This window comes from Klebsiella sp. MPUS7 (assembly GCF_009905335.1).
Lineage (GTDB): Bacteria > Pseudomonadota > Gammaproteobacteria > Enterobacterales > Enterobacteriaceae > Klebsiella > Klebsiella grimontii.
On sequence record NZ_CP047604.1, the window covers coordinates 4,977,858 to 5,002,971 of the forward strand.

At 54.0% G+C, this 25,114-nt stretch carries 27 protein-coding genes and 3 tRNA genes; 13 read left to right on the forward strand and 17 right to left on the reverse strand.

Annotated features, from left to right (window positions below):
- Positions 1 to 25: 25 nt before the first annotated feature.
- The 4 genes from prfC to GUC22_RS23230 form a co-directional block, all read right to left on the reverse strand.
- A complete protein-coding gene (prfC, locus tag GUC22_RS23215) occupies positions 26 to 1,615 on the reverse strand; it encodes a peptide chain release factor 3 (protein ID WP_004128689.1) in 1,590 nt (529 codons plus the stop codon).
- A 91-nt stretch (positions 1,616 to 1,706) separates the two neighbouring features.
- Positions 1,707 to 2,384, reverse strand: coding sequence for a pyrimidine 5'-nucleotidase (gene yjjG, locus GUC22_RS23220; protein WP_004128688.1), 678 nt, complete (start codon positions 2,382 to 2,384; stop codon positions 1,707 to 1,709).
- A gap of 14 nt (positions 2,385 to 2,398) precedes the next feature.
- The gene (rimI, locus tag GUC22_RS23225) at positions 2,399 to 2,845 is read right to left on the reverse strand and encodes a ribosomal protein S18-alanine N-acetyltransferase (protein WP_004128686.1); all 447 of its coding nucleotides are present in this window, start codon (positions 2,843 to 2,845) and stop codon (positions 2,399 to 2,401) included.
- Positions 2,814 to 3,227, reverse strand: a complete 414-nt coding sequence (locus GUC22_RS23230; protein WP_004132304.1) for a DNA polymerase III subunit psi — start codon at positions 3,225 to 3,227, stop codon at positions 2,814 to 2,816. Before GUC22_RS23230 ends, rimI begins: the two co-directional genes overlap by 32 nt.
- Before the next feature lie 158 nt (positions 3,228 to 3,385).
- Here GUC22_RS23230 and rsmC point away from each other — a divergent pair, with 158 nt between their 5' ends.
- The 4 genes from rsmC (at position 3,386) to GUC22_RS23250 (ending at position 4,901) form a co-directional block, all read left to right on the forward strand.
- On the forward strand, positions 3,386 to 4,414 hold the full coding sequence (rsmC, locus tag GUC22_RS23235; protein WP_024360401.1) for a 16S rRNA (guanine(1207)-N(2))-methyltransferase RsmC: 1,029 nt from the start codon (positions 3,386 to 3,388) through the stop codon (positions 4,412 to 4,414).
- 167 nt (positions 4,415 to 4,581) lie between these two features.
- A tRNA-Leu gene (locus tag GUC22_RS23240) sits at positions 4,582 to 4,668 on the forward strand.
- Positions 4,669 to 4,696: 28 nt separating this feature from the next.
- Positions 4,697 to 4,783: transfer RNA gene (locus GUC22_RS23245), tRNA-Leu, on the forward strand.
- A gap of 31 nt (positions 4,784 to 4,814) precedes the next feature.
- Positions 4,815 to 4,901, forward strand: a tRNA-Leu gene (locus GUC22_RS23250).
- A gap of 20 nt (positions 4,902 to 4,921) precedes the next feature.
- Here GUC22_RS23250 and GUC22_RS23255 read toward each other — a convergent pair.
- Positions 4,922 to 5,161: a DUF1435 domain-containing protein gene (locus GUC22_RS23255; RefSeq protein WP_160183787.1), complete on the reverse strand. Its 240-nt coding sequence runs from the start codon at positions 5,159 to 5,161 to the stop codon at positions 4,922 to 4,924.
- Between the two features lie 262 nt (positions 5,162 to 5,423).
- On the opposite strand from GUC22_RS23255, the gene GUC22_RS23260 reads away from it, so the two are divergent.
- Positions 5,424 to 6,470 carry a GGDEF domain-containing protein gene (locus GUC22_RS23260; RefSeq protein ID WP_024360402.1) on the forward strand — a complete coding sequence of 349 codons (1,047 nt, stop codon included), beginning with the start codon at positions 5,424 to 5,426 and terminating at the stop codon, positions 6,468 to 6,470.
- Positions 6,471 to 6,578: 108 nt separating this feature from the next.
- Positions 6,579 to 7,367 carry a siderophore-iron reductase FhuF gene (gene fhuF, locus GUC22_RS23265; protein ID WP_004132120.1) on the forward strand — a complete coding sequence of 263 codons (789 nt, stop codon included), beginning with the start codon at positions 6,579 to 6,581 and terminating at the stop codon, positions 7,365 to 7,367.
- Between the two features lie 47 nt (positions 7,368 to 7,414).
- Here fhuF and GUC22_RS23270 read toward each other — a convergent pair whose 3' ends face one another.
- Positions 7,415 to 8,758, reverse strand: coding sequence for a PTS cellobiose transporter subunit IIC (locus GUC22_RS23270; RefSeq protein WP_004128673.1), 1,344 nt, complete (start codon positions 8,756 to 8,758; stop codon positions 7,415 to 7,417).
- Positions 8,759 to 9,099: 341 nt separating this feature from the next.
- On the opposite strand from GUC22_RS23270, the gene GUC22_RS23275 reads away from it, so the two are divergent.
- Complete coding sequence (locus GUC22_RS23275) at positions 9,100 to 9,558, forward strand: YbaK/EbsC family protein (protein ID WP_004132117.1); 459 nt, start codon at positions 9,100 to 9,102, stop codon at positions 9,556 to 9,558.
- 13 nt (positions 9,559 to 9,571) lie between these two features.
- On the opposite strand, the gene bglJ is transcribed toward GUC22_RS23275, so the two are convergent.
- The 4 genes from bglJ to pobA all read right to left on the reverse strand — a co-directional run bounded on the left by bglJ (position 9,572) and on the right by pobA (position 13,291).
- Positions 9,572 to 10,252 carry a DNA-binding transcriptional activator BglJ gene (gene bglJ, locus GUC22_RS23280; protein ID WP_160183788.1) on the reverse strand — a complete coding sequence of 227 codons (681 nt, stop codon included), beginning with the start codon at positions 10,250 to 10,252 and terminating at the stop codon, positions 9,572 to 9,574.
- The gene (locus tag GUC22_RS23285) at positions 10,213 to 10,935 is read right to left on the reverse strand and encodes a helix-turn-helix transcriptional regulator (RefSeq protein WP_004132115.1); all 723 of its coding nucleotides are present in this window, start codon (positions 10,933 to 10,935) and stop codon (positions 10,213 to 10,215) included. The genes bglJ and GUC22_RS23285 overlap by 40 nt, the downstream gene beginning before the upstream one ends.
- Positions 10,936 to 11,213: 278 nt before the next feature.
- Positions 11,214 to 12,083 carry a helix-turn-helix domain-containing protein gene (locus tag GUC22_RS23290; protein ID WP_024360405.1) on the reverse strand — a complete coding sequence of 290 codons (870 nt, stop codon included), beginning with the start codon at positions 12,081 to 12,083 and terminating at the stop codon, positions 11,214 to 11,216.
- Between the two features lie 23 nt (positions 12,084 to 12,106).
- The gene (gene pobA, locus GUC22_RS23295) at positions 12,107 to 13,291 is read right to left on the reverse strand and encodes a 4-hydroxybenzoate 3-monooxygenase (protein WP_004134231.1); all 1,185 of its coding nucleotides are present in this window, start codon (positions 13,289 to 13,291) and stop codon (positions 12,107 to 12,109) included.
- Positions 13,292 to 13,575: 284 nt separating this feature from the next.
- On the opposite strand from pobA, the gene GUC22_RS23300 reads away from it, so the two are divergent.
- The 6 genes from GUC22_RS23300 (at position 13,576) to opgB (ending at position 19,313) form a co-directional block, all read left to right on the forward strand.
- Complete coding sequence (locus GUC22_RS23300; protein ID WP_004128660.1) at positions 13,576 to 14,352, forward strand: threonine/serine ThrE exporter family protein; 777 nt, start codon at positions 13,576 to 13,578, stop codon at positions 14,350 to 14,352.
- Positions 14,343 to 14,816 (forward strand): threonine/serine exporter, encoded by a 474-nt coding sequence (locus tag GUC22_RS23305; protein WP_004134228.1) that lies wholly within the window; start codon positions 14,343 to 14,345, stop codon positions 14,814 to 14,816. The genes GUC22_RS23300 and GUC22_RS23305 overlap by 10 nt, the downstream gene beginning before the upstream one ends.
- Positions 14,817 to 14,924: 108 nt before the next feature.
- Positions 14,925 to 15,464, forward strand: coding sequence for a primosomal protein DnaT (dnaT, locus tag GUC22_RS23310; RefSeq protein WP_004134226.1), 540 nt, complete (start codon positions 14,925 to 14,927; stop codon positions 15,462 to 15,464).
- 2 nt (positions 15,465 to 15,466) lie between these two features.
- Positions 15,467 to 16,204 carry a DNA replication protein DnaC gene (dnaC, locus tag GUC22_RS23315; RefSeq protein ID WP_014227813.1) on the forward strand — a complete coding sequence of 246 codons (738 nt, stop codon included), beginning with the start codon at positions 15,467 to 15,469 and terminating at the stop codon, positions 16,202 to 16,204.
- A gap of 65 nt (positions 16,205 to 16,269) precedes the next feature.
- Positions 16,270 to 16,764, forward strand: a complete 495-nt coding sequence (locus GUC22_RS23320) for a DUF2501 domain-containing protein (protein ID WP_024360407.1) — start codon at positions 16,270 to 16,272, stop codon at positions 16,762 to 16,764.
- A 257-nt stretch (positions 16,765 to 17,021) separates the two neighbouring features.
- Positions 17,022 to 19,313 carry a phosphatidylglycerol--membrane-oligosaccharide glycerophosphotransferase gene (gene opgB / locus GUC22_RS23325; protein WP_160183789.1) on the forward strand — a complete coding sequence of 764 codons (2,292 nt, stop codon included), beginning with the start codon at positions 17,022 to 17,024 and terminating at the stop codon, positions 19,311 to 19,313.
- A 53-nt stretch (positions 19,314 to 19,366) separates the two neighbouring features.
- On the opposite strand, the gene GUC22_RS23330 is transcribed toward opgB, so the two are convergent.
- From GUC22_RS23330 to GUC22_RS23360, 7 genes are all read right to left on the reverse strand, one after another.
- On the reverse strand, positions 19,367 to 20,323 hold the full coding sequence (locus tag GUC22_RS23330) for an Rpn family recombination-promoting nuclease/putative transposase (RefSeq protein ID WP_165774987.1): 957 nt from the start codon (positions 20,321 to 20,323) through the stop codon (positions 19,367 to 19,369).
- A 133-nt stretch (positions 20,324 to 20,456) separates the two neighbouring features.
- The gene (locus tag GUC22_RS23335; protein ID WP_004134216.1) at positions 20,457 to 21,467 is read right to left on the reverse strand and encodes an SIS domain-containing protein; all 1,011 of its coding nucleotides are present in this window, start codon (positions 21,465 to 21,467) and stop codon (positions 20,457 to 20,459) included.
- 18 nt (positions 21,468 to 21,485) lie between these two features.
- Complete coding sequence (locus tag GUC22_RS23340; RefSeq protein WP_134878716.1) at positions 21,486 to 22,547, reverse strand: SIS domain-containing protein; 1,062 nt, start codon at positions 22,545 to 22,547, stop codon at positions 21,486 to 21,488.
- Between the two features lie 12 nt (positions 22,548 to 22,559).
- Entirely contained in the window at positions 22,560 to 23,411 is an 852-nt protein-coding gene (locus tag GUC22_RS23345; RefSeq protein ID WP_004134215.1) for a PTS system mannose/fructose/sorbose family transporter subunit IID, read from the reverse strand.
- Positions 23,389 to 24,168, reverse strand: a complete 780-nt coding sequence (locus GUC22_RS23350) for a PTS mannose/fructose/sorbose/N-acetylgalactosamine transporter subunit IIC (RefSeq protein WP_004108505.1) — start codon at positions 24,166 to 24,168, stop codon at positions 23,389 to 23,391. Before GUC22_RS23350 ends, GUC22_RS23345 begins: the two co-directional genes overlap by 23 nt.
- A gap of 16 nt (positions 24,169 to 24,184) precedes the next feature.
- Positions 24,185 to 24,655 carry a PTS sugar transporter subunit IIB gene (locus GUC22_RS23355; protein WP_024360411.1) on the reverse strand — a complete coding sequence of 157 codons (471 nt, stop codon included), beginning with the start codon at positions 24,653 to 24,655 and terminating at the stop codon, positions 24,185 to 24,187.
- 14 nt (positions 24,656 to 24,669) lie between these two features.
- Complete coding sequence (locus tag GUC22_RS23360) at positions 24,670 to 25,092, reverse strand: PTS sugar transporter subunit IIA (RefSeq protein WP_024360412.1); 423 nt, start codon at positions 25,090 to 25,092, stop codon at positions 24,670 to 24,672.
- Between the last annotated feature and the right edge of the window lie 22 nt (positions 25,093 to 25,114).

A 25,114-nucleotide genomic window follows, 5' to 3' on the forward strand; every position in this document is an offset into this window, starting at 1 on the left:
GGCGAAAACCGCGCTCCAAAGAGGATTAGTGCTCGCGGGTTTTACGGAACTGGACGTCTGGGTAACGTTCCTGCGTCAGATTCAGGTTCACCATGGTCGGGGCGATATAAGTCAGGTTATCGCCGCCATCCAGCGCCAGCTGAATTTCATTCTTACGCTTGAACTCTTCGAATTTCTTCGCGTCGCTGCATTCCACCCAGCGTGCGGTCGCGACGTTGACGGACTCATAAATCGCCTCGACGTTGTATTCGCTCTTCAGACGAGCGACAACCACGTCAAACTGCAGCACGCCCACCGCGCCGACGATCAGATCGTTATTGGCGATCGGCCGGAATACCTGCACCGCGCCCTCTTCCGAGAGCTGTACCAGTCCTTTCAGCAGCTGCTTCTGCTTGAGCGGATCTTTCAGGCGAATACGGCGGAACAGTTCCGGCGCGAAGTTCGGGATACCGGTGAACTTCATCATTTCGCCCTGGGTGAAGGTATCGCCAATCTGGATGGTGCCGTGGTTATGCAGGCCAAGGATATCGCCCGGATACGCTTCTTCCACGTGCGAACGGTCGCCGGCCATAAAGGTTAGCGCGTCGGAGATCACCACGTCCTTGCCGATACGCACCTGGCGCATCTTCATGCCCTTCTCGTACTTACCGGAAACCACGCGCATAAAGGCCACGCGGTCGCGGTGTTTCGGGTCCATGTTAGCCTGAATTTTAAACACGAAGCCGGTGAACTTATCTTCCGAGGCTTCCACCGTGCGGGTGTCGGTTTTACGCGGCATCGGCGCAGGGGCCCACTCCACTAAACCGTCCAGCATATGATCGACGCCAAAGTTACCCAGCGCGGTTCCGAAGAATACCGGGGTAATTTCGCCCGCCAGGAACAGCTCTTTATCGAACTCGTTAGACGCGCCCTGCACCAGCTCCAGCTCATCGCGCAGCTGCTGCGCCAGGTCTTCACCCACCGCCGCATCAAGCTCCGGGTTGTCTAACCCTTTCACGATGCGCACTTCCTGGATGGTGTGGCCTTTACCGGTCTGATACAGGTAGGTTTCATCTTTATAAAGATGGTAAACGCCCTTGAACAGTTTGCCGCAGCCAATCGGCCAGGTGATCGGCGCGCAGCCGATTTTCAGCTCGTTTTCCACTTCATCCAGCAGCTCCATCGGGTCACGGATGTCGCGGTCGAGTTTGTTCATAAAGGTCAGGATCGGCGTATCGCGCAGACGGGTGACTTCCATCAGCTTACGGGTACGATCCTCGACGCCTTTTGCGGCATCGATAACCATCAGGCAGCAGTCCACCGCCGTCAGGGTACGGTAGGTATCTTCGGAGAAGTCTTCGTGCCCCGGGGTATCCAGCAGGTTAACCAGGCAGTCGTGATAGGGGAACTGCATCACGGACGTGGTGATGGAGATACCGCGCTGCTTTTCCATCTCCATCCAGTCAGATTTTGCATGCTGGCTGGAGCCGCGGCCTTTTACCGTACCGGCGGTCTGAATCGCCTGTCCGAATAACAGAACCTTTTCAGTAATGGTCGTTTTACCGGCATCCGGGTGAGAAATAATGGCAAAAGTGCGGCGCTTGGCCACCTCCTGCAAATAAGGAGACAACGTCATAATTCAATCTTCTTGAGTAAGCGGCAACGCGCCGCGCATGTTGAATACGAAAAAATTGCGGCTATTTTACCCATCAATGGGGGGGAGGCAATCAGTGTTTACACAGGAGTTGCTCCAGTTCGCTCAAAGAGGTGACCGTCCAGTCCGGGCGGAGGTCCGCGGGCAGCTCGCGTTGATGGGGGTTGAACCAGCAGGTCGCCAGGCCGGCATTTACGCCGCCGCGAATATCAGACTCAGCGGTATCGCCAACCATCAGCACCCGCGAACGATCGGGGTTGCCCGCCTGCGCCAGCGCATAGTCAAAAATACGCGCATCCGGCTTAGCCACCCCAACCTCTTCGGAGATAATCAACAAATCAAAGTGATCGCGTAAACCGGTACGTTCAAGACGCGTCTGCTGTAGCGAGGTAAAACCGTTGGTGATGATGCCCATTTTCACCTTCCCCTGCAGCGAGTCGAGCAGCGATACGGCCCCCGGCAGCGGCGAACAGATTTCCGCCATCGCGTTCATAAACGCGGCGTTCAGCTCGCCGGGAGGGACATTCAGGCGCTCCGCCCAACCGTCAAAGCGCTGATGCTGCAGCTGAAGCGAAGTAATGGCGCCGTTCTGATAATCCACCCACAGCGGCTTATTCACGGCCTGGTAGTCCTGAAAATCCTCTGCGGAGAACGTCACGCTATAGTCGAGAAACATCCGCTGTAGGCCGCTAAACGAGTCAAACGTAAATAACGTTTCATCGGCATCAAAGAAAATCCAGTCCCACTTCATCGTATCACCTTGTCTTACATACTGATTGGCAGTGCCATAATGATTGCGTCCTCACGTCCGTCGACCGTGGGGTAATAGTTGCGGCGAATCGTCGCCTCGTTAAAGCCTAAGCTTTCATAGAGCGCGATGGCGGCGACGTTAGACGCGCGCACCTCCAGCCACAGCGTGACGACGCCGCGTTTTTCGACCTCATCAATCACCTGTTCCAGCAGTTCCCTGCCCAGACCGCGACGCTGAAACGCGGGGTCGACGGCGATATTGAACAGCGTCGCCTCGTCGAGGATGATTTGCGTAATGGCAAAAGCCGCCATCACGCCGTCCACGGACAGTTGAAGATTCAGATAGCGCTCGCCCTGATTACTGGCAAACGTCTGCTCGCTCCACGGAAAAGCGTGGGCGCGCGTTTCAATTTGCCAGGCGCGGGGCAAATCAGCCGGGTTGAGGGTAGAAATCGTGTTCATGTGCGCAAATCTGTTGCCAGAGCGCCATGCGGGCAGGCGTACTGGTCTGAAGTTCATCGAAAGCAGGCGTGGCGATCTGTGCGCCCGCCAGCGGTAGCGGCGCGTCGGTGCCCAGCCGCCAGCTATTACAGCGTGCGTCCTGAGGCAGCATCGCAACGCGCTCAGGCGTCAGCTGCATCACCTGCTCCGGCGTCAGGGCCAGCGCGCGCAGAATATCGCTGATAAGCGGTTCGCTCAGCAATGGCGGTTCTTCCGCCACCATCACCAGGCGAATATGTCCAGGAAGCGAGATAGCGATTTCACCCTGTAAGGCCCCAGGACGACGCAGCGACCACTGGGTGATGCCCAGCTGCTGTAATTGCCAGTCTCGTCGGGATGTCATAGCGAAACACTCCTGTTAATTAAGCGCGCAATATAGCAAATCCGTCGTATCTGCGCCAACAAACTACGTGGCGGTCGGAGCGCGTCCCACCGCCAACAAAGAGGCAGCCTGAAAGATAACGTGTATAATCGGCGCCAGTCTCAATGAAGGAGTGTTTCATGTCCGCTTTTACCCCGGCAAGTGAAGTCTTGCTGCGCCACAGTGATGATTTCGAGTCCGCCCGCGTTCTGTTTGCCGGTGACCTGCAGGATGACCTGCCCGCACGTCTGGACACGGCCGCCAGCCGCGCCCATACCCAGCAGTTCCACCACTGGCAGGTACTGAGCCGCCAGATGGGCGAAAATGCCCGCTATAGCCTGGTCGCAGAGGCCGGCGATGTCGCCGATTGCGATACGCTGATCTACTACTGGCCAAAGAATAAACCGGAAGCGCAGTTTCAGCTGATGAACCTGCTTTCGCTGCTGCCGACCGGTATTGATATTTTCGTGGTTGGCGAGAACCGCAGCGGCGTACGCAGCGCCGAGCAGATGCTGGCGGAGTATGCGCCGCTGAGCAAAATCGACAGCGCGCGCCGCTGTGGCCTGTATCACGGTCGTCTGGAGAAACAGCCCACGTTCGATCCCGAACAGTACTGGGGCGAGTATCCGCTGGAGAATCTGACGATTAAAACGCTTCCCGGCGTCTTCAGCCGCGACGGGCTGGATATTGGTAGCCAGCTGCTGCTTTCCACGCTCACCCCGCATACCAAAGGTAAAGTGCTGGACGTCGGCTGCGGCGCTGGCGTGCTGGCAACCGTGCTGGCCAGCCACTCGCCTAAAGTTCGCTTAACGTTATGCGACGTCAGCGCGCCGGCAGTAGAAGCCAGTCGCGCTACGCTCGCCGCTAACGGCATCGAAGGGGAAGTGTTCGCCAGCAACGTGTTCTCCGAAGTAAACGGCCGTTTCGACATGATCATCTCCAACCCGCCTTTCCACGACGGTCTGCAGACCAGCCTGGAAGCCGCGCAAACCCTGATCCGCGGCGCCGTTCGTCATCTCAACAGCGGCGGAGAGCTCCGCATTGTCGCCAACGCCTTCCTGCCCTACCCGAACGTGCTGGATGAGATCTTCGGCTTCCATGAAGTGATTGCTCAAACGGGCCGATTTAAGGTCTACCGAACGGTGATGACGCGTCAGGCGAAGAAATAACCTCGTTTTTTTCGGCGCCAGCAGCCGCTGGTCGCCGATGCTTCCCCTCTCTGACCGCCCATTTTTGCAACAATCAATCCAACTGATACAATTAACTATTGACGAATAGCTGAAAACCACTAGAATGCGCCTCCGTGGTAACGATACTTTCATAGTGTCGATGGTATGCGAAGGTGGCGGAATTGGTAGACGCGCTAGCTTCAGGTGTTAGTGTCCTTACGGACGTGGGGGTTCAAGTCCCCCCCCTCGCACCATAATCCACGTTGATATTGCTCGCACTGGGCGAAGGTGGCGGAATTGGTAGACGCGCTAGCTTCAGGTGTTAGTGTTCTTACGGACGTGGGGGTTCAAGTCCCCCCCCTCGCACCAACGAGGCGATATCAAAAATTAAGAATACTGTGCGAAGGTGGCGGAATTGGTAGACGCGCTAGCTTCAGGTGTTAGTGTCCTTACGGACGTGGGGGTTCAAGTCCCCCCCCTCGCACCAATATTCTTATCCCTTCTGCTTTATCCCATCAGCTTGACATTCATTATAATCAGCATCATTCCACTGACTAACGCCACGCATGACGGCAGCAAAACGAAATGTCGCAGCTGACGGTGCCAAATCATCATCGCTGCCATAAGCATTCCCAGCGCCACCAATGCGCGCCAGGCATCAACCGACAAATCGGCAAACCCAAGCGCGGCAATCAGTACGCCGGGGAGCACCACGCCCCATCCACTCCCTAAAGTTCGCTGCAACATGTTTTCGCCTCTCATAACGATAATGATAACCAATATCATATGGTAATTCTTATCATTTGTCATGTCAGGAAAACGGGAAGCCTTTATTCTTTACGTTTGCGGTAATGACATACATTCATGAAGGTGATAAATTAAGCAAAAGAAATTATATATTAAATAATCTGATTATTTCGTAAAAACCTTATTTTGCGCACTGTTTTTTATTATTCACTTCAAACTAACATCACATTGAATTTTAACGATTAATAATGACAACTCCGACATGACTGCACAATCCTGGCGCTCCCATTACGAACAGAAATATCAGTATTCCTTACGGCTATTTTTACTGCTTAATTTAGTTTCATCTTTCTTATCCCTTGTCAGCCCGCTCTTCACCGTCATCACGTTTACTCTGCCCTGTTTTCTGATTGTTGCCTGCAGCACGGTCCTGCTGCTGTGGCACTGTAAGTTCGCTCAGCACAAAATAAATATTCCGGTTATTTCTCTGATATTTGGCCTGCTTTGGGCATGGCACGTTGCGCTAAAAGCAATGATGATGGGTCCGCCGCATTTTAACTACCTGGTGATCGCCTTATTAAGCGTGTTATTTATTGGCACTATTGCTTTTTCCAGCAATATCATTGGCTTTACTTTGCACTCTTTACCAACCTACCTTACCTGCCTGATTCTTGGCGGCGGAGAACAATGGTTGCGCATGTCCTGGTGCTTCTTGTTGCCTATTGCGGGTATCACCCTGCAAAGCTTAATTCAGAAACGCAGCGATATATTCACCCAGGGACTAATGGATAAGCTGCTGAAGGAACGTAATACCCTTAACGATCTCAGTATGTTGGATCCGCTTACCGGCTTGTATAACCGTCGGGGTTTACAAAATCGTCTGGATACCGTTCTCTCTCTGGACAGCGCCGGACATTACGTCCTGCTGCTGGATATTGACCATTTCAAAGCCTACAACGACCACTATGGGCATATGATGGGCGACCAGGCATTAATTCAGGTTTCCGCCGCCATTCGTAACGCCGTACGCTCACGCGATATCGTAGCCCGCTTTGGCGGCGAAGAGTTCATGGTGCTGTTGACCAGCAGCAGCGCGGAGAACGCCCTTCAGGCCGCAGAGCGCATCCGTCAGCGGGTCTACGATCTGAAAATCCCGCATATGTTTAACGAAAGCGTCGCGACCAATGTGACCATTAGTATCGGTATGACGCCGCTGGTGGATGCTGATATCGACAGCGCCCTGAAACGGGCGGATAACGCGCTCTACGAAGCCAAAAACATGGGAAGAAACATCATTCTCGCCAGCTAATCCTTTACCGCGCGGCAAGAGTCGCCGCGCGGACAAATCACTTGCCAAGCCGGGACCACGGCATTAGTATCAGAAATCATTATCATTTAGATTTGTATCTGGCACTCGATGGCTTACCGTTCACTCGCATTCAATACTGAGATCATCTGGCGGGCCCCGCTCCCTTCGGCTGAGCGTGAACTGGCAAATTCGATACGCGACAAAATTAGCGCGTTACGTCCCCATCTGCTGGATTTTCTCCGTCTGAATGAAGAAGCCCCTCCCCATGCGCTAACTCTGGCTGAGTGGTCACAGCCCGCGACGCTGAGTTCGTTCATCGCGACCTGGTCCGACCATATTTATCGTCACCAGCCCGGTCAACCCCGTGAGCAAAAACCGCTGCTGTCTCTCTGGGCGCAATGGTACATCGGTTTACTGGTGCCCCCTTTAATGTTGGCGCTGTTGAGCGAAGAACGCGCCATTAGCCTGGCGCCGGAACATGTGCGCGTCGAGTTTCATGAGTCAGGCCGCGCCGCCTGTTTCTGGATTGATGTTCATTCAGCAGGTACTTCCCCGACAGAGTCCGCGCAGTCCCGGATGGAAAAGCTGGTCACCACGGCTTTACAACCCGTCGTGCAGGCGCTTGAAGCCACCGGCGATATTAATGGCAAACTTATCTGGAACAATACTGGCTACCTGATTAACTGGTATCTGGGAGAAATGAAAACGTTGCTGGGAGATGAAAAAGTGGCCGCTCTGCGCCAGCGCTGCTTCTTCGAAAAACAGCTATCCAACGGCGAGGATAATCCGCTGTGGCGAACCGTGGTTTTACGTGAAGGACAGCTTGTGCGCCGCACCTGCTGCCAGCGCTATCGCCTGCCGGATGTGCAGCAGTGCGGGGACTGCACGCTGAAATGATCTTTTGATAACGACAACGGGCGGCTATTTCAGCCGCCCGTTTGCTTTTATGCCGTCTGCTGGCTCTCTTCCGCAATGCGCTGCGCCTCTTCGGCCTCCTGCGCTAACAGCTGTTTCTCATAAACCTTGAAGAAGGGGAAGTAGATAATCGCGGAAACGCACGCGAGGACAACCACCAGAATCGCCGCCCGGAAATCCCAACCCAGCGCCCATGCGCCGCCAATCGGTGCCGGGGCGGTCCACGGCACAACCGAAATCACCCGACCAATGAGATCCATCTTCATGGCAGCCCAGGCCAGTACGGCGTTAACCATCGGCGCCAGCAGGAAGGGAATAAAGAACACCGGGTTCATCACAATAGGCGTGCCAAAAATGACCGGCTCGTTGATGTTAAACAGGCTTGGCACCACGCTCAGGCGGCCAATCGACCGCAGATGCGCGGAGCGGCTACGCAGATAGCAGAACACCAGCCCCATCGTCGCTCCTGAACCGCCAATCACAATAAAAAATGTCCAGAACGCTTCCATAAAGATATGCGGCAGCGGCGCCCCCTGCGCCAGAGCCTGCTGGTTCATGCCGAGGTTAGTGAGCCAGAACATCTGCAGCATGCCGGAAACAATAGCCGCACCGTGGATACCCGCAAACCACAGCAGGTGGCCCACCAGAACCGCCAATAAAATGGCGGGTAACGAGTCGGCTGCGGAAACCAGCGGTTTAAAGATAGCCATGATGGCCTGAGGGATCAGCATATCAAAATGATGCTGAATAAGCAGGCTCAGGGGATATAGCGTCAGGACGACAACCAGTACCGGGATCAGCAGATCAAATGAGTTTTTGATCATCGGCGGCACCTGATCCGGCAGGCGAATACCAATATTATGCGCTTTCAGGAAACGCATCATTTCAACGCAGTAGACCGCTACAAGAATCGCCGTAAATATCCCGGTTCCTCCCAGGCTATCTACCGGCAGGTTGCCGTTCGTTTTTGGCGCCGCCACCAGCAGGAAGGCCATAATCGACAGCATGGCGCACATAAAGGGGTCGAGCTGATTGGTTTTTTCGTAATGCTTGCCGAGGTTATAGGCGATCGCGGCGCAAATGTAGATCGACATAATACCCATCGTCATATCGAACGGCGTCAGAATTCGCCCTTCAAACTCTTTTGCCAGATCCAGCCAGGCGCGGGCAAATCCCCATGTGGTATCCGGTGAAAACGGCGGATAAGCGAATACCAGCAGAAAAGAGCCGACAATCATAAACGGCATGGCGGAGATAAAACCGTCGCGGATAGCCATCACATGGCGCTGAGATGAGATGCGCCCGGCGACAGGGCTGATGTAATTTTCTACGAAGCGAAATATCAGATTAAATGCAGCATGGTTAGCAGACATAGCAGCCCTCCTGACAGGCTAGATGAACAGGCCCAACAACGATTATCCTGCCGCTGTGATGAATCTGCTTCTGCGAGTGGGCGACCAGATTTGATAACCCGCAGGCTTTAGTGCTCAGGTACGTTCGATTCATCTTCGGCTCTTTTGTTATAGGTGACGCAGGGAAGTTACCTTGTCAGTATTCATGTCTCCATGAATAACCGCAACCGGTTACAGTAACCGGTTGCGGCGAATGTGAAGGAGATCCAGAAATTAGAAAGAATCTTGATTATCAACGAGAGATATTTACACTTTGCGAAGCTTGTGACAGATTTTTAACAAGCCTTAATCAGGAGATTCCAATGAGTCTGCAGTCCGTGCGGCAGTTTTTTGCTGAGCGCGCCCCCGATATCGAAATCATCGAACTTACTCAGAGCACGGCCACGGTAGCGTTAGCCGCAGCGGCACATAATGTTGAACCCGGGCAAATAGCCAAGACCCTGTCTTTAAAAATAAAAGAAAGGGTTGTGCTCGTTGTCGCAAAAGGCGATGCACGCCTGGATAATAAAAAACTAAAGGAGGCATTTGGCGCCAAAGCGCGCATGCTCAGCAGCGATGAGGTCATTACGCTAACGGGACACCCCATTGGCGGCGTGTGCCCCTTTGGTCTGGAAGTTCCGCTGGCGGTGTACTGCGATATCTCACTGAGGCAGTACCCGGAAGTGCTGCCAGCAGCAGGATCAATTCATAGCGCCGTTCGCATTTCACCCGAGCGGATGGCGCAGTTGACTGATGCTAAGTGGATTGATGTTTGTCTTTAAGAGACCGTTGGCGCTACTGAGCAAGGCGCATAACTCTGGCATCGTCATTATTCGCCGACAGGCGCATTAAAATGTCTGCCGCGCTCAGTAGTCCTATATCAGAACTGACGCCAAGCTTGGTCATGGCATTGAACTTATGGGCCCGAATCGTTTTAATATTTCTTTCCAGCTGTGTCGCTATTTCAGGTAATGAGTAGCCATAAGACATATATCGTAGGATGGTATGTTCCGTTGGGCTCAAAATTTGGCTAGAAATGTTCTGCTTTTGACATACCGATCCCTCATTAGTCTGGTAGCTATGTTCGAGAAGCTGAAGCAAATATTCCTGCAGTTGGATCCGACAGGCCGATTTATTCAGAATGCCGTGTAAACGGGAAGGCGTCAAATGGCTAACCAAACGCATTTCCGCTTCATCATTAGCCAGGACAATTCTTTGCGTTTCGGGGCAATAACGCGCGATCTCATGGAGAAAGAGCAAACTTTCAAGACGGGACCTGCGGTTCCCTGAAAGGGAAAAAATAATCGCAGAAAAATCTTCAGACTGAAACTCTCGTTTTAATGTTTTAGTATCTTTAAAGAATTGAATACGATAATTCTTACCACTTTCATTAAGTAAGATGTGGCGAAGAGCCACTTCCGTCATCGCACATTTCTCTACGATAGCGATATATCGTGTTGTGACGTCTTTTTCCATTCTGTTTGATCTCCATAGGCTGAATAAATATTCAGCTCCTTCATTCCCTGTGCACTATTAATCCAGGCATACATCTCTGCATTACTACGCAGAGATAAGCGGCGCATAGCACTATTTTTCTGCGCACTTATGGTTTTATTGCTCTTCTTCAATAAAGCAGCAATTTGGTTAATTCCCCACCCTTTTGCAAGCAGCCTCAATACCTTACGCTCAGAAAGAGTCAAAATGACCATCTTTTGCTGTTCTTCACCGATGCGTTCAACTTCAGGAGAAAACAACGTCTGGCTAATACGCTCAGCGGCAAGACCACCGGCGCGAACCACTTCGATAAGGCGTTTTACCGGCTCGCTGTCTGAAATTAACGTACTTTCGGGACGCATTAATAATTGAACGGCTAACGGAAAACAGGTGCTACCGACCATAAAGACCCAGTGTATATCCCTGTATTGGGTCATTAAAGAGTAGTAGTGTTCACAAATATTTCCTGGATGCTCTATTTCACCGGAAAGATCAGCGATAACCAACACTGCGCGGCGCAATTGCAGCAGGGTTAGCTCATCCTGAGAACGACAAAAACTCAATTCATAATCAGGGAGATGCTCCCCAACGATGGCCTTCAAACCGGACTGCATCACCGGTATTCTACTGATAATAATGCCGAACTTACCCTGTCCTGGTAACATAAACCCTCCGCTTCCTGTCGAAGATTCACCGCCGGCGCAAAACAATCGGATGAATAATTTAATAGCCATCATAATTATTTTGCCAAAATGAATCTTTATCGTCCCTGGCGGGTACGCTATTTCGCACCCTAAAGCCAACTTATATAATGAGGAGTAACATATTGCTGTTATCCATGCCAATGATTAACATTAACACAGGTGGTTGTCATCAATAAATTAGAAATGGTTAACATCGTCGTTAGATACGCTAACTTAAGATATATTAAATAAAGATTTCTTTATTTTATTTTTTTCCTAAATGCTTTTGGGGATTCACCGCTATAGCGACGAAAGAAACGAGAAAAATAGGCCGCGTCATTAAACCCCAAGTAATCAGAAAGTTGCGCAATAGTCATGCTGGTATACTGCAGGTTGCGCCGCGCCTCAAGCATCAACCTTTGATGTAAAACGCCCAGCGCACTGCAGCCATAAAATTCATGGCACAAATAATTTAAATGGGTCGCGGATACCCCCACCCGACTGGCATATCCGGCTAAGGGCAGATGTTCGCGATAATGGCTTTCTATAAGACGAGAGAAATGGCGCATCACGCTACGCTTGCGTTCCGCTTTGTCCTCCGCTATCGGCTGCGGGCGATATTGCCGATTCAGCCAGACCAACAGCGCTCCCAGCAGTGAATGCAGCATCATTTCACGCGCATCATATTCCTCACGGTACTCTTCTCGCAAAGCGGTAAACAGCGCCCGAATATGGCCTCGGGAGGCTTTTACCGGCACACACTGCGGCTGGCCGAGGAGATCCAACTGGCGACCAAACTGATTCTCAACCCTCCTGAGCAGGGGTAACGCCAGGGATAAAACGTATCCTTCCGTGCCCGGCGAAAATCGAAATCCATGAATACATAGCGCCGGAACAACCTGAATACAGGATTCCACCATCACGGTGGTTGTTCCTTCGATTTCAATTTCCGCCCGCCCTTTATGCAGGTACAGCAGTTGCACCAGCTCAGCATGCTGATGCACGCGGATATGCCATTCATAAAGATGGCTGCGCTGGAGTATCGACTCACAGTGCAGAAGTTCGGGCGTTGGCCAGCCCTGCTCTTCGCCATACAGTTTGAAAACGGGAATGGTGCTCACTGCCTGCATCACGCCTCCTGATATTTTGGGTGTTACACCACGCGCTCCATCGGCAGACCAACATAGTTTTCAGCGATAGTGGTTAACCCCGCGCGTGATTGCAGATAATAACGACGATCCGCCGCCTGCATTTTTCTGTCGAACTCGCTTTGCTGCGGAAAATCATGCAGCAGACGCGTCATAAACCAGCTGAATCGCTCCCCCTTCCACACCCGATCCAGCGCCAAACGCGAGTAGCTGGCTAAGAGGTCAACGCGGCCATGGTGATAATACTCGCGCAGGATCCGCCATAAATAGTTCACGTCGGACGCCGCGAGATTCAGCCCTTTTGCCCCGGTAGGCGGTACGATATGCGCCGCATCTCCCAGCAGAAATAGTTTCCCGTACTGCATCGGCTCTACCACATAGCTGCGCAGCGGCGCGATGCTCTTCTCCAGTGAGTGACCCGTTACTAACTTGCTGGACAACTCATCAGGGAGACGCCGTTTAAGCTCATTCCAGAAGCGCTCATCAGACCAGGCCTCCACCTTTTCGCTAAGCGGTACCTGCAGATAATAGCGGCTTCTGGTTAGTGAGCGCTGACTACACAACACAAACCCGCGTTCGTGGTGAGCGTAAATCAGCTCCGGATTTACCGGCGGCGTGTCGGCCAGCAGTCCCAGCCAGCCAAACGGCCAGACGCTCTCGTACTCTTTCAGAACCCCTGCCGGAATGCTCTGCCGGGACACGCCGTGAAAGCCGTCGCAACCGGCAATAAAATCGCACTCCAGGCGGTGGTTTTCTCCGTTACAGGCAAAAGAGACCGACGGTCTATCGCTTTTGGCATCATTAATTGTGACGTCGCTAACGCCATAAATCGTCGGGGCGCCACTTTCCGCCCGCGCCGCCATTAAATCCCGCGTCACCTCAGTCTGGCCGTATACCATCACGCTTTTGCCTTCCGTCAGCTCCGTCAGCGCAACCGGTACGCGTTTGCCTTCAAACAGAAACTCGACCCCATGATGGATCAGGCCTTCAGCATCCATTCGCCGGGCCGCCCCGGCTTCGCGCAGCAGCTCTACCGTTCCGCTTTCCAGAATGCCCGCGCGGATCCTCCCCAGTACATACTCGGGCGTCTGCCGCTCAAGGATCACGGTCTGAATCCCGGCGTGATGTAATAGCTGCCCCAACAGGAGCCCGGATGGACCCGCGCCGATAATCGCCACCTGTGTTTTCATAGGATTGCCTCAGCAAAGTTAATTATTTGTTTGTTTTTTGTTTATTAAAAGTTTGAATTTGCATTTTTGATAAGTCTGCCGGGAAAAAGAAGGGAGAAAATGGCGCAAAAATTGTACTTTTCACCAATTTTACGGAAGTGTGGCTGAGTTCAAATTTTCACGGAGCCCGCAGAACGGGTGTTTTTTTACACATTGTTTGATCCTGACCGCTCAGAGAAAGCACGACTTCAGGTAAAAGTATCGCCAGACACTACGGCATCGGGCATCACGGACAGCAGGTATTTATGCAAGCAGATCGGGCAACCCAGCGCGCAATCACGCGCTTGTGCATTCAATGTGGTCTTTTCTTATTACAGCATGGCGCGGAAAGCGCGCTGGTTGAGGAGCTTTCAACTCGTCTGGGCCTGGCGTTGGGGATGGATAGCGTTGAAAGCGCCATCTCTTCCAATGCGATTGTGCTCACCACCATCAAAGATGGCGAATGCCTGACTTCAACGCGAAAAAACACCGATCGCGGCATCAACATGCACGTCGTCACGGAAGTTCAGCATATTGTGATTATGGCGGAGCATAAGCTGCTGGATTATAAGGATGTCGAAAAACGATTCGCGCAAATAAAGCCGCTGCGCTATCCACGCTGGCTGCTGGTGTTAATGGTCGGCCTCTCCTGCGCCTGCTTTTGCAAGCTTAACAACGGCGGCTGGGACGGCGCGCTGGTCACCTTCTGCGCCAGTACGATAGCCATGTATATTCGTCAGGTACTCACCCATCGCTCCATGCATCCGCAAATCAATTTCTGCCTCACCGCCTTCGTCGCAACGACCATCTCCGGACTGATGCTGCGCCTGCCCGCTTTCGCCAGCACGCCGACGATAGCCATGGCCGCCAGCGTACTGCTGCTGGTGCCCGGTTTTCCGCTGATCAACGCCGTTGCCGACATGTTTAAAGGGCATATCAATACCGGCCTGGCGCGCTGGGCCATTGCCAGTCTGCTCACGCTCGCCACCTGTATTGGCGTGGTGATGGCGATGACGATGTGGGGGCTACGCGGATGGGCATAATTATGTATCTCTACGCGCTGGCGCAGGATATGGCTCTGGCAGCCATCCCCGCCGTTGGGTTCGCCATGGTGTTCAACGTTCCGCAGCGGGCGCTGCGCTGGTGTGCGCTGCTGGGGGCTATCGGCCACGGCTCGCGCATGGTCATGATGACGGCGGGTTTTAATATCGAGTGGGCAACGTTCATGGCCGCCCTGCTGGTTGGCAGCATTGGGATCCAGTGGTCCCGTTGGTATCTGGCGCACCCGAAGATTTTCACCGTAGCGGCGGTGATCCCGATGTTCCCCGGTATCTCCGCCTATACCGCGATGATTTCAGCGGTCAAAATCAGTCATTTTGGCTACTCGGAAGAGATGATGATTATGCTGCTGAGTAACTTTCTCAAGGCTTCATCCATCGTTGGCGCATTATCGATCGGCCTTTCTATCCCGGGGCTTTGGCTGTATCGCAAGCGTCCGCGCGTTTAATTCACCGCGCCGCCGGGTTACCTGCGGCGCTCCTTCCTGAGCGACCTCTATGCTACTATGTGTGCAGCTACCCCTCTCCTTTTAGTTGTTCAGAGTTGAGATTGATTTATGTCTTCACGAATATTAACTACCGATTTTAGCGGTCTGGATGACTTCATGCAGGATCACGCAGCGGTACTGGCAAAATCGGCCGGCGGCGCCGTCGCCGTGTTTGCCAACAATGCCCCCGCCTTCTATGCGCTGACGCCGGAGCGTCTGGCGCAGCTGCTGGAGCTGGAAGCCAAACTGGCGCGCCCCAATAGCGATATCGCCCTCGACGCGCAGTTTTTTGACGAGCCGACGGCGGTTCCCGTTGCGGTACCGATGGGGAAATTCCCGATGTACGCCGACTGGCAGCCGGACGCCGATTTCCAGCGTCTGGCCGCGCTGTGGGGCATCGCCCTGAGCCAGCCCGTTACGCCGGAAGAGCTGGCCGCATTTGTCGCCTACTGGCAGGCGGAAGGTAAAGTCTTTCATCACGTCCAGTGGCAGCAGAAGCTGGCGCGCAGCGTACAGATTGGCCGGGCCAGCAACGGCGGCCAGCCGCGGCGTGACGTCAACGCAATTAGCGAACCTGAAAATCATATTCCACGAGGATTCCGAGGATGAGCATGAAAAATGTCGGCGATTTAATGAAGCGCCTGCAAAAAATGATGCCAGCCCATGTCGAACCCGCGTTTAAGACAGGTGAGGAGCTACTGGCATGGCAAAAAGAACAGGGCAAGCTGCGGTCTGAAGCGCTGGAACGCGAAAACCGCGCCATGAAAATGCAGCGTACCTTTAACCGCTCCGGCATCCGACCGCTGCACCAGAACTGCTCGCTGGATAACTACCGGGTTGAGTGTGAAGGCCAGATGATTGCGCTGTCCCGAGCGCGCCAGTACGTCGAGGAGTTCGACGGCAATATCGCCAGCTTTATCTTCTCCGGCAAACCGGGCACCGGAAAAAACCACCTCGCCGCCGCAATCTGCAACGAACTGCTACTGCGGGGTAAGTCGGTGTTGATTATTACCGTCGCCGATATCATGTCAGCGATGAAAGATACCTTCGGCAACCGGGAAACCAGCGAAGAGCAGCTTCTCACCGACCTGAGCAAGGTCGACCTGCTGGTGATTGACGAAATCGGGATGCAAACGGAATCACGCTACGAAAAGGTAATCATTAACCAGATCGTCGATCGCCGCTCTTCGTCAAAGCGCCCCACCGGTATGCTGACTAACAGCACCATGGACGAGATGAACAAGCTGCTTGGCGAGCGCGTCATGGACCGCATGCGGCTGGGCAATAGTCTGTGGGTCAACTTCAACTGGGACAGCTACCGCGATCGCGTGACCGGCAAAGAGTATTAAGATATTTCTGAACACTGCCGGCGTTATAATCAGGGCATTGTTCACTCACGGCGAAGAGTATGTCTATGAAATCGGTAAAAACGTTATTCCGCACGGCGATGGTGGCCGGCGCACTATTGACCTTCGGCGCTCACGCCACCTCCTGGCAGGATTCTCTTTCCAGCGCCGCGAACCAGCTCAGCAGCCAGAGCGGTAGCCAGCAAAGCGGCGGCATGTCCCTCTCTTCGCTGACCGGTTTGCTCAACGGCGGCAGCCAGTCGTTGACTTCCAGCAGTATGAATAATGCCGCCGGGATTATGTCTTATTGCGCGAAACAGAAACTGACCTCGGTAACCAATACCGAAAACATTAAAAACCAGGTTCTGGATAAGCTGGGTCTCAGCGCGCCGGAAAAACAAAAAGAAGACACCAACTATCTTGATGGCCTTCAGGGCTTGCTGAGTAGCAAAGACGGTCAGCAGCTGAATTTGAATAGCCTCGGCAGTAGCCCGCTGGCGGAAAAAGTGAAAACCAAAGCCTGCGACCTGGTATTAAAACAGGGCGTTAGCTTCCTCTCCTGATCCTGGCCGCATAATGCCGCGTTTGGCGCTTTACCCTGGCCAGCGCGGCCGCAACCTCTGTTTTTTAACATCTCTCCTTCTGAACCCCTGGCAGACAAGATGTGAAGCGGGTCAAAAATGGCGATTTCTAAACCAATTCTGAACCACAGCACAAATTCATGACGATACAATTGCGGCAATATTGCGCTGCAATTACAGTGTAGCGTGAAAAAAGATCTATCTGGCCAGCCGACAGCTGGCGTGAATGAGGATGAGCTGTGTCAGAGTTGTTATCCATCGCCCTGTTTGTTGCCTCGGTGATGATTTACGCGTTAAAAGCCGGTCGTAATACCTGGTGGTTCGCCGCCACGCTCACGGTGCTGGGCCTGTTCGTTATTCTGAATATTACCCTCTACGCCAGTAATTACTTCACCGGCGACGGTATCAATGACGCGGTACTTTATACGTTGACCAACAGCCTGACGGGCGCTGGCGTGGGCAAATATATTCTGCCGGGCGTTGGGCTGGTCGTGGCGCTGGTCGCGGTATTTGGCGCACTCGGCTGGGTGCTGCGCCGCCGCCGTCATCATCCTCATCACTTTGGTTACAGCCTGGTGGCGCTGGTCCTGGCGCTGGCGTCCGTGGACGCCAGCCCGGCCTTCCGCCAGATTAGCGAACTGGTCAAATCCCAGTCCCGCGATGGCGACCCTGACTTCGTGGCTTACTACAAAGAACCGTCAAAGAGCATCGCGAACCCAAAACTGAACCTGGTGTACATCTACGGCGAAAGCCTTGAGCGCACCTATTTTGATAACGACGCGTTCCCGGATCTGACCCCGGAGCTCGGTAAAGTGAAAAGCGAGGGGCTGGATTTCAGCAATACCGCCCAGCTACCCGGCACCGACTACACGATTGCCGGAATGGTCGCTTCCCAGTGCGGGATCCCGCTGTTCGCGCCGTTCGAAGGCAACGCCTCGGCCTCGGTTTCCAGCTTTTTCCCGCAGAATATCTGTCTGGGCGATATCCTGAAAAACTCCGGTTACGAAAACTACTTCGTCCAGGGGGCGAACCTGCGCTTCGCCGGGAAAGATGTCTTCCTGAAATCGCACGGCTTCGATCATCTCTACGGCGCGGAGGAGCTAAAAACCACGGTCGCCGACCCAGCTTACCGTAACGACTGGGGCTTCTACGACGATACCGTCCTTGATGAGACGTGGAAAAAATTTGAGGCGCTTTCGCAATCCGGAAAACGCTTCTCGCTGTTCGCTCTGACGGTCGATACCCATCATCCGGATGGGTTTATCTCCCGTACCTGCCAGCGCAAAAGCTACGATATGGACGGTAAAAAGAACCTCTCTTTCAGCGCCGTTTCCTGTAGCCAGGAGCATATCGCGGCGTTAATCGAGAAGATTAAAGCTTCTCCGTGGTTCAAAAATACGGTCATCGTGGTCTCATCCGATCACCTGGCGATGAAAAACAGCGCCTGGGATTATCTGAATAAGCAGGATCGCAGCAATCTGTTTTTCGTCCTGCGCGGCGATCAACCCCAGCAGGATACGCTGGCCGTCAAACGTAATACCATGGATAACGGCGCGACGGTACTGGATATTCTCGGCGGCGATAACTTTATTGGCCTTGGCCGCAGCAGCCTTTCCGGGGAGTCGCTCTCCACCGTGTTCCTCAACATGAAGGAAAAAGTGCTGGCGTGGAAGCCGGATATCATCCGCCTGTGGAATTTCCCCAAAGAGATGAAGAATTTCACCGTCGATTCGCAGAAGAATATGATTTCCTTCTCCGGCAGCCATTTCCGCCTGCCGCTGCTGCTGCGGATCTCCGATAAGCGCGTTGAACCGCTGCCGGAGAGCGAATACTCCGCGCCGCTGCGCTTCCAGCTGGCCGACTTCGCGCCGCGCGATAACTTCGTCTGGGTCGACCGCTGCTACAAAATGGGTCAGCTATGGTCGCCGGAGCTGGCGCTCTCCACCGACTGGTGCGTATCGCAGGGCCAGCTGGGCGGCGAACAAAAAGTCCAGCGCGTCGATAAAGCCCAGTGGCAAGGCAAAACAGCGTTTAAAGATACCCTTATCGATATGGAACGTTATAAAGGCAACGTCGATACGCTGAAGATTGTCGATAACGATATTCGCTATAAAGCCGACAGTTTCCTGTTTAACGTGGCCGGCGCGCCGGAAGAGGTGAAGCAATTCAGTGGCATCTCTCGCCCGGAATCATGGGGACGCTGGTCTAACGCGCAGCTCGGCAGTGAAGTGAAAATTGAATATAAAGCGCCGCTGCCTGAGAAATTCGACCTGGTGATTACTGCCAAAGCCTACGGGCCGAACGCCAATAAACCGATTCCGGTACGCGTGGGCAACAGCGAACAAACGCTCACTTTGGCGAACGATGTCACCACCACGACCCTGCATTTCGATAATCCGTCGCGCAGCAGTACGTTGACAATTGCGCCGCCGGACCCGCAGTCCACGAACGAGGGTAATATTCTCGGCCACTCCCCGCGCCTGCTGGGCATCGGCATGGTTGAAATCAAAGTGGTGAAAAGCGAAGGATAAAACAAGCGCGCCCGGCGTTTTTTACGCCGGGCCATAGTATCAGGGGCAGGATATCAACAATGCAGCGGCTTTAATTCATCCGCCGAAAGCCCGGTGATCCGCTGTACCGTCTCTTTATCTAAGCCGTCCTGCAGCATACTGCTGGCAATGCGTAGCGCCTCCCGTCGGCTCCCTTCCTGCAGGCCTTCCTGGCGACCTTCTTGTATCCCTTCCCGCATCCCCTCCTGCTTCCCCTCTTGCCAACCTTCCTGCTTAAGTTTTTGAGCGATAGACATCAACCTCTCCTCATACTGTGGCAGACGGCGGGCCAACCGGCGGAGAAACACGCTCGGGTCGGCGGTATTGCCGTACTGCAGCATATAGTGAAACAGCACTCGCAACTGTCTGCGGTTAGTGTATCCCAGCATCACAAGGGTCGCCAACGACTCCGTGATCCCGCTGAGATCGCGCTGGCGAATATGCTTTTGCATCAGCTCCAGCAGCGCGACCCGTCGATGCTGGACGATCTCGTCATCCGGCATCGCCGTAACGTCAATCAGCGGAAACGGGCGGCCATACAGCGTCTTAGCCATCTGCGGGTCGGCAAATTCATCCAGCCAGTTCAGGGAGAAAGGATAGGGACTGGTCGCGCCATGATAGAAAAGCATCGGCACCACCAGCGGCAGCTCTTTATGCCCGGCGTCGAGGTGGCGCTGCATCGCGGCAATCGCATAGCGCATCAGGCGAAACGCCATATGATTATCCGGCGAGCTTTGATGCTCTATCACCACATAGACATACCCCGGACCGGAGGTGGTTTGTACCGACCACAGCACATCAGAGTACCAGGCGCGCAGATCTTCATCGACAAAGCTCGCCGACTCCAGGCGCAGGGTGGCAAAATCACACTGCTGGCGGATCTCCTCCGGCAGGTACAGCGTGAGGAAATCATTCGCCGTCTCCGGGTGGCGAAGAAATCGTTTAAACACCGCATCGTGCGGCGTCGAGGTCATTCGTTTTTTCATGGCCATCCGCTTGCCTGAAAGTGAAGGAAAGCCGGACTCTACCACCGCTTTTTACCCGGTTGGTTTTGGCGATGATTTTCTGGGAAGCGCCTCGGAGAATAGCGCGGCGGCCAGCCGGGCTGGCCGCTACAGGCAAGAGTTAGTAATCAAACTGACGGTAATAACGACGGATATTCAGGTCGTGGCCGGTGTGATGCTCAAAGTGGGCCGCCAGCCTGTCCACCAGCAGGGTCGACACCACGCACGGCGCCATAATCCAGCGGAAGGCGTCATCAATACCGCTCAGCGGGTAGTCGCGCGGGTCAATCACCACCAGATGGTCGGTGATCTTCTCAGCGAAGCGTTCGACGCGCTCATCCAGCGCCCGGCATTTACCCTCGCCTTTGACCAGGAACAGCGGGACCTCTTTTTCCAGCAGCTCCAGCGTGCCGTGGAAAAACTCTGCCGAACTCACCGACTTGGTCCGCTTCCACTGCATCTCTTCCAGAATACACATCGAGAACAGATAAACCTCGCCCCACATTTCCGCCCCGCCAATCCACATCATGTAATCACTGGTATGATATTGAGCGGCGATTTTATCCGCCTGCGGATCGAACTGGCGTTTAGCCTGCAACAGATTTTCCGGCAGCAGTTCCAGCTGGCGTGCAAAACGATCGTAATCGGCAAATTCGCCGTGACGATAAATCACGCGGAAGAATAACCAGTACAGCAGCATATATTCATATTCCACGCCGTTCTTGTGGCACATCGGAATATGCCAGCTCGCCGCCTCGGCTAATGGCGAATCGGCATTACGGGTAATGGCCACCACGCGAATCCCCTGCGCTTTGCACCATTCGGCAATGGCTACCGACTCTTTGGTATCGCCGGACTTGGATAGCGTCACCACCACCGCATCTTTATTTAATTTTTTGTGTCCACGATGAATTAATTCCGCCGCCTGCTCAAGGTAAACCGGCACGCTGGTTAATTCTTTTGCGAACTCACTTATTGCCATCATCGGCGCCAAAGAACCGCCTACCGACGCGAAAAATAACGCGCTACAGCCGCTGTGATAAATATCATCGGCGACGGCTTCCGCCTGTTTGCGCGCAGCGATGATCTCGCGAGCACTGGTCAGGTACTCGTCCTGATTAAAACCCAACATAGTTATTCTCCTGAATAATCAGATTTTACTTTTTAATACGCGGTCAAAATCGTCAAAAATACGTTTTGCCAGATCGATCCCTTTTAGTCGGGCGGTATGCCATGCCAGCATTTGGACGGGAACGATCAGCAGCAGCGGCGCCAGGTGATGGTCGCACGGACAGCTCAGCGCCAGCGCCTGCTCATCCTCTTCGTCGCTGAGCGTCAGCGTAAAGGCCCGGGCAATGGACGGCGCCATATAGTCCCGCAGCGCCCGGATCCGCGCATCCGGCGCATCTTCGATAAACAGCATCACGTGACGGGCGTTCGCCTCCAGATAGGGGCCGTGCATATAGGCCTCAAGCTCAAATCCGCTGGAAGGGACGCGCACCGTCTCAGTAAATTTGGTTTCGAACTCCTTCGCCACGCCAACCAGCGCGCCATAGCCGATGGCGATAAATCGTTCGCCGCCCCGCAGCGCTTCGCCGTGCCTGTCGATAAAGCGCGAGGTGCGGGCGATAACGTCCGGGATCGCCGCCGCCAGCCGCTGCAGCTCGTCAAGATAGCGCTGCTCCTCGGCCTCGCTGGCTGTTCCCTGGACACGGGCTATCATCAGCGCCATCAGCAGCAAATTCAGTACCGTCGCGCTAAATCCGCGGGTGACAAACCCCACGCTCTCAATACCGGTATTGATATCCAGTACCCCGTCGCAAGCACGGGCTATCGGGCTTTGCGGGTCGGAGGTCAGGGCAAAAACCGGCAGACTCAATGCCTGGACCTTGCGCATCGCCTCCAGCGTCGAGGCGCTTTTTCCGCTCTGCGAAATCGCCACCACCAGATCGGTATGCGGATCGACAGCCTCGTAATGCGTAAAGTTGTACGGCTCTTTAATTTCAACCAGCACGCCGAAGCGCTGTTCAAAGAAATAGCGCGCGCACAGAGCGGCGTTTAGCGACGATCCGGTCGCCAGCAGCAAAATACGGCGTACCGGATGCTGGCGGGCGAAATCCTCAATCGCCGCCAGCTTTTGCCGATAGTCGCGCAGGATCTGCGCCAGACAAGCCGGCTCTTCGCTGATATACGTCATCATCGTTGGTACCATTTTCGACTCCCGTTAAAACAAGCCAATCCACGAACCCAGAATGCCCACCAGCGCCATCCCGCCAATAATAGAAAGCGGTTTGACCTTACGCCCCAGCAGCCAGTAAACGATGCCAAAGCTCAGCAGCGGCAACATGCAGGGCAGAATGTCGTTGATAATGTCCTGTACCTGGGTTTTCGCCTCCCCGGCGCCGAAAGAGACAGGGATGGTGATATCAATCATTGAGGCGGTCATCGCGCCCACCACCATCAGGCCGATAATCGACGCCCCGTAGGTCAGGCTCTCCATCATTCCGCTCTTCTGGATCCGCTGCAGCACCCCGGTGCCCAGCACATAGCCCCAGCGGGTAAAGAACCAGCGCACCAGGATATGGGGCACGTTAAACACCAGCAGAAACAAGATTGGCCCGAGAATATTGCCCTTCAGCGCCAGACTGGTGCCGATCCCGGTGGCGATCAGCCGCAGCGTGCCCCAGAAAAAGGAGTCCCCCAGCCCGGCCAGCGGCCCCATCAGCGACGCTTTAACGTTATCAATCGCGTTGGCGTCCATATTTTTCTGCTGGCTGTTTTTCTCCTCCATCGCCGTGGTGATCCCCAGCAGCAACGTGACGATATGCGGCGTGGTATTGAAGAACACCAGATGCCGTTTCAACGCTGCGGCCAGCTCCTCTTTGCGCGGATAGAGCTTTTTCAGCACCGGGATCAGCGCGTAAACAAAGGCGAGATTCATCTGCCGCTCATAGTTCCACGAGAACTCCATCTGGAAGGAGCGCCAGAACACCCGGCGTAAATCTCGTGGCGTAATACGGGTCTCTTCTTGCTCCTGCGGGCGCAGGGTCTCTTCAGAAATCATCTTCGTCGTCATCGCTGACTCCTTGTTCTGTCGTCGTACGAGGTGAGCTCAACGCGGTGACGTTAACCATGACCACCGCCACGATAGCGCCGAGAATGGCGATGCCGGTCACCGGGATTTTCAGGTAGGCCATCAGCACGAAGCCAAGGAAAAAATACGGCGCGACTTTCTTGTTAATCAGCAGCCTGGCGAGCATCGCGAAGCCGAGGGCCGGAATGATGCCGGTAGCGACGCTGAGCCCGTGTTTGATAAATTCCGGGATGGTATCGAGCAGGGATTTCACCGCGTTGCTGCCGACCAGGAATGAAACGGTCACCACCGTGGCCAGCATCAGCGACAGCCCGAAGCCGGCAATCAGATGCATCCGCTCAATGCCCCGTGTATCCGCCCGTTCCGCGTAGCCGTCAGCCTTCTGGCTAAGCATCGGGATAAACATCCCCAGATAAACGTTTTTCAGGATCAGCGTCAGGGTGGCGATAGGCAGGCCAAGCAGCAGCGCCGTTTCCGTTCCCGCGCCGGAGGTAATGGCGAACGCCACCCCGAGAATGCCGCCGGTCACCACGTCAGGCGGTATCGACGCGCCGACGGAGAAAGATCCGATAAACGCCAGCTCGAGCGTCGCGCCCATGATGACGCCGGTCTGCACATCCCCCAGCACCAGCCCGGTCAGCAGCCCGGTGACGATTGGCCGCGAAATCAGCGACGTCCCTAATGCATATTCCGATTGCGCGATAAACGCCACCAGACCCAGTAAGAGAGCCTCTACCATAATCTGTCCTCCGGAATTAAACGCATTCCGCAAAAAGCTGTTTGCGATCGTTAGGGACCTGGCGGATCTCAACCTCGACGCCTTTCCCGACCAGTTGCTGCAGCTGCTCTATCTCTTCCGGGAGTAAATTAATCGCCTTAGAGATATTTTTACTGCCCTCTTTAGCCTTAATCCCACCGAGATTAATGCTTTTTATTTCCGCGACGGCGCTGGCAATACGCCAGGCGTCATTCACCGACTCCACGACGATAAAGAGATTATATTTATCCGTAACGCCGCTTTTTATCGCCTCAATAGCGTCGTCAATATTTTTAATTACCAGTTTTACCGAAGGCGGCTTGGCGAGCTTAATTGTGGTTTTTCGCAGCTCATCGGTGGGGACATTATCGTTGGCAATTAAAATGCAATCGGCCCCGACATACTGGGTCCAGGAAAAGGCGACCTGGCCGTGGAGTAATCGATGGTCTACCCTTAATAGCGTAATCATGGTGTTCCCTCATTTCAGAAGTCTTTATCAACGGTCATCGCACTGGCAATCGTGTGATTGCAGTACTGAATGCTCTCTTTGGCGCTTGTTAATGCTTCAGAAATTAATTTCTCGGTATTTTCTTCCCCTGCGGAAATAAGCAAATCAATAATCAGCGGCAGGTTTAAACCGGACAATAAATGAAAATTAGGGCGCGCTAAAAAACGCACAAACTCATTATTGACGCTACCGGCAAAAATATCCGTAATGACAATCAGCTCATCCTCGGCGGGAAAACGCGCCAGCAGCGTCTCCACCTGCTGCGTCAGATCGGCCTCCTCTTCGACGTAGGCGCAGAGGGTATGAATATCCGGCTGCTTGCCGAGGATCAGCTCCACGGAGTTCAGCAGACCGTTAGCAAAGGTGCCATGGCTGGCAAAAATATAGTGTCGTTTCATCCTTACCTCGAAAGCGCATTCC

Coding starts and splice junctions, on each gene's coding strand:
- GUC22_RS23290 (WP_024360405.1), bottom strand. CDS start 12,083: ATGCAGGCAGTGAGCACCATTCCCGTTTTCAAACTGTATGGCGAAGAG.
- GUC22_RS23330 (WP_165774987.1), bottom strand. CDS start 20,323: ATGGCCATGAAAAAACGAATGACCTCGACGCCGCACGATGCGGTGTTT.
- GUC22_RS23270 (WP_004128673.1), bottom strand. CDS start 8,758: ATGTCTGCTAACCATGCTGCATTTAATCTGATATTTCGCTTCGTAGAA.
- bglJ (WP_160183788.1), bottom strand. CDS start 10,252: ATGGAAAAAGACGTCACAACACGATATATCGCTATCGTAGAGAAATGT.
- GUC22_RS23300 (WP_004128660.1), top strand. CDS start 13,576: ATGCAAGCAGATCGGGCAACCCAGCGCGCAATCACGCGCTTGTGCATT.
- prfC (WP_004128689.1), bottom strand. CDS start 1,615: ATGACGTTGTCTCCTTATTTGCAGGAGGTGGCCAAGCGCCGCACTTTT.
- GUC22_RS23320 (WP_024360407.1), top strand. CDS start 16,270: ATGAAATCGGTAAAAACGTTATTCCGCACGGCGATGGTGGCCGGCGCA.
- GUC22_RS23345 (WP_004134215.1), bottom strand. CDS start 23,411: ATGACGACGAAGATGATTTCTGAAGAGACCCTGCGCCCGCAGGAGCAA.
- rimI (WP_004128686.1), bottom strand. CDS start 2,845: ATGAACACGATTTCTACCCTCAACCCGGCTGATTTGCCCCGCGCCTGG.
- GUC22_RS23285 (WP_004132115.1), bottom strand. CDS start 10,935: ATGTTACCAGGACAGGGTAAGTTCGGCATTATTATCAGTAGAATACCG.
- fhuF (WP_004132120.1), top strand. CDS start 6,579: ATGGCTTACCGTTCACTCGCATTCAATACTGAGATCATCTGGCGGGCC.
- dnaC (WP_014227813.1), top strand. CDS start 15,467: ATGAAAAATGTCGGCGATTTAATGAAGCGCCTGCAAAAAATGATGCCA.
- GUC22_RS23335 (WP_004134216.1), bottom strand. CDS start 21,467: ATGTTGGGTTTTAATCAGGACGAGTACCTGACCAGTGCTCGCGAGATC.
- GUC22_RS23255 (WP_160183787.1), bottom strand. CDS start 5,161: ATGTTGCAGCGAACTTTAGGGAGTGGATGGGGCGTGGTGCTCCCCGGC.
- GUC22_RS23360 (WP_024360412.1), bottom strand. CDS start 25,092: ATGAAACGACACTATATTTTTGCCAGCCATGGCACCTTTGCTAACGGT.
- pobA (WP_004134231.1), bottom strand. CDS start 13,291: ATGAAAACACAGGTGGCGATTATCGGCGCGGGTCCATCCGGGCTCCTG.
- GUC22_RS23230 (WP_004132304.1), bottom strand. CDS start 3,227: ATGACATCCCGACGAGACTGGCAATTACAGCAGCTGGGCATCACCCAG.
- GUC22_RS23275 (WP_004132117.1), top strand. CDS start 9,100: ATGAGTCTGCAGTCCGTGCGGCAGTTTTTTGCTGAGCGCGCCCCCGAT.
- GUC22_RS23350 (WP_004108505.1), bottom strand. CDS start 24,168: ATGGTAGAGGCTCTCTTACTGGGTCTGGTGGCGTTTATCGCGCAATCG.
- dnaT (WP_004134226.1), top strand. CDS start 14,925: ATGTCTTCACGAATATTAACTACCGATTTTAGCGGTCTGGATGACTTC.
- GUC22_RS23355 (WP_024360411.1), bottom strand. CDS start 24,655: ATGATTACGCTATTAAGGGTAGACCATCGATTACTCCACGGCCAGGTC.
- GUC22_RS23340 (WP_134878716.1), bottom strand. CDS start 22,547: ATGGTACCAACGATGATGACGTATATCAGCGAAGAGCCGGCTTGTCTG.
- GUC22_RS23305 (WP_004134228.1), top strand. CDS start 14,343: ATGGGCATAATTATGTATCTCTACGCGCTGGCGCAGGATATGGCTCTG.
- rsmC (WP_024360401.1), top strand. CDS start 3,386: ATGTCCGCTTTTACCCCGGCAAGTGAAGTCTTGCTGCGCCACAGTGAT.
- yjjG (WP_004128688.1), bottom strand. CDS start 2,384: ATGAAGTGGGACTGGATTTTCTTTGATGCCGATGAAACGTTATTTACG.
- GUC22_RS23260 (WP_024360402.1), top strand. CDS start 5,424: ATGACTGCACAATCCTGGCGCTCCCATTACGAACAGAAATATCAGTAT.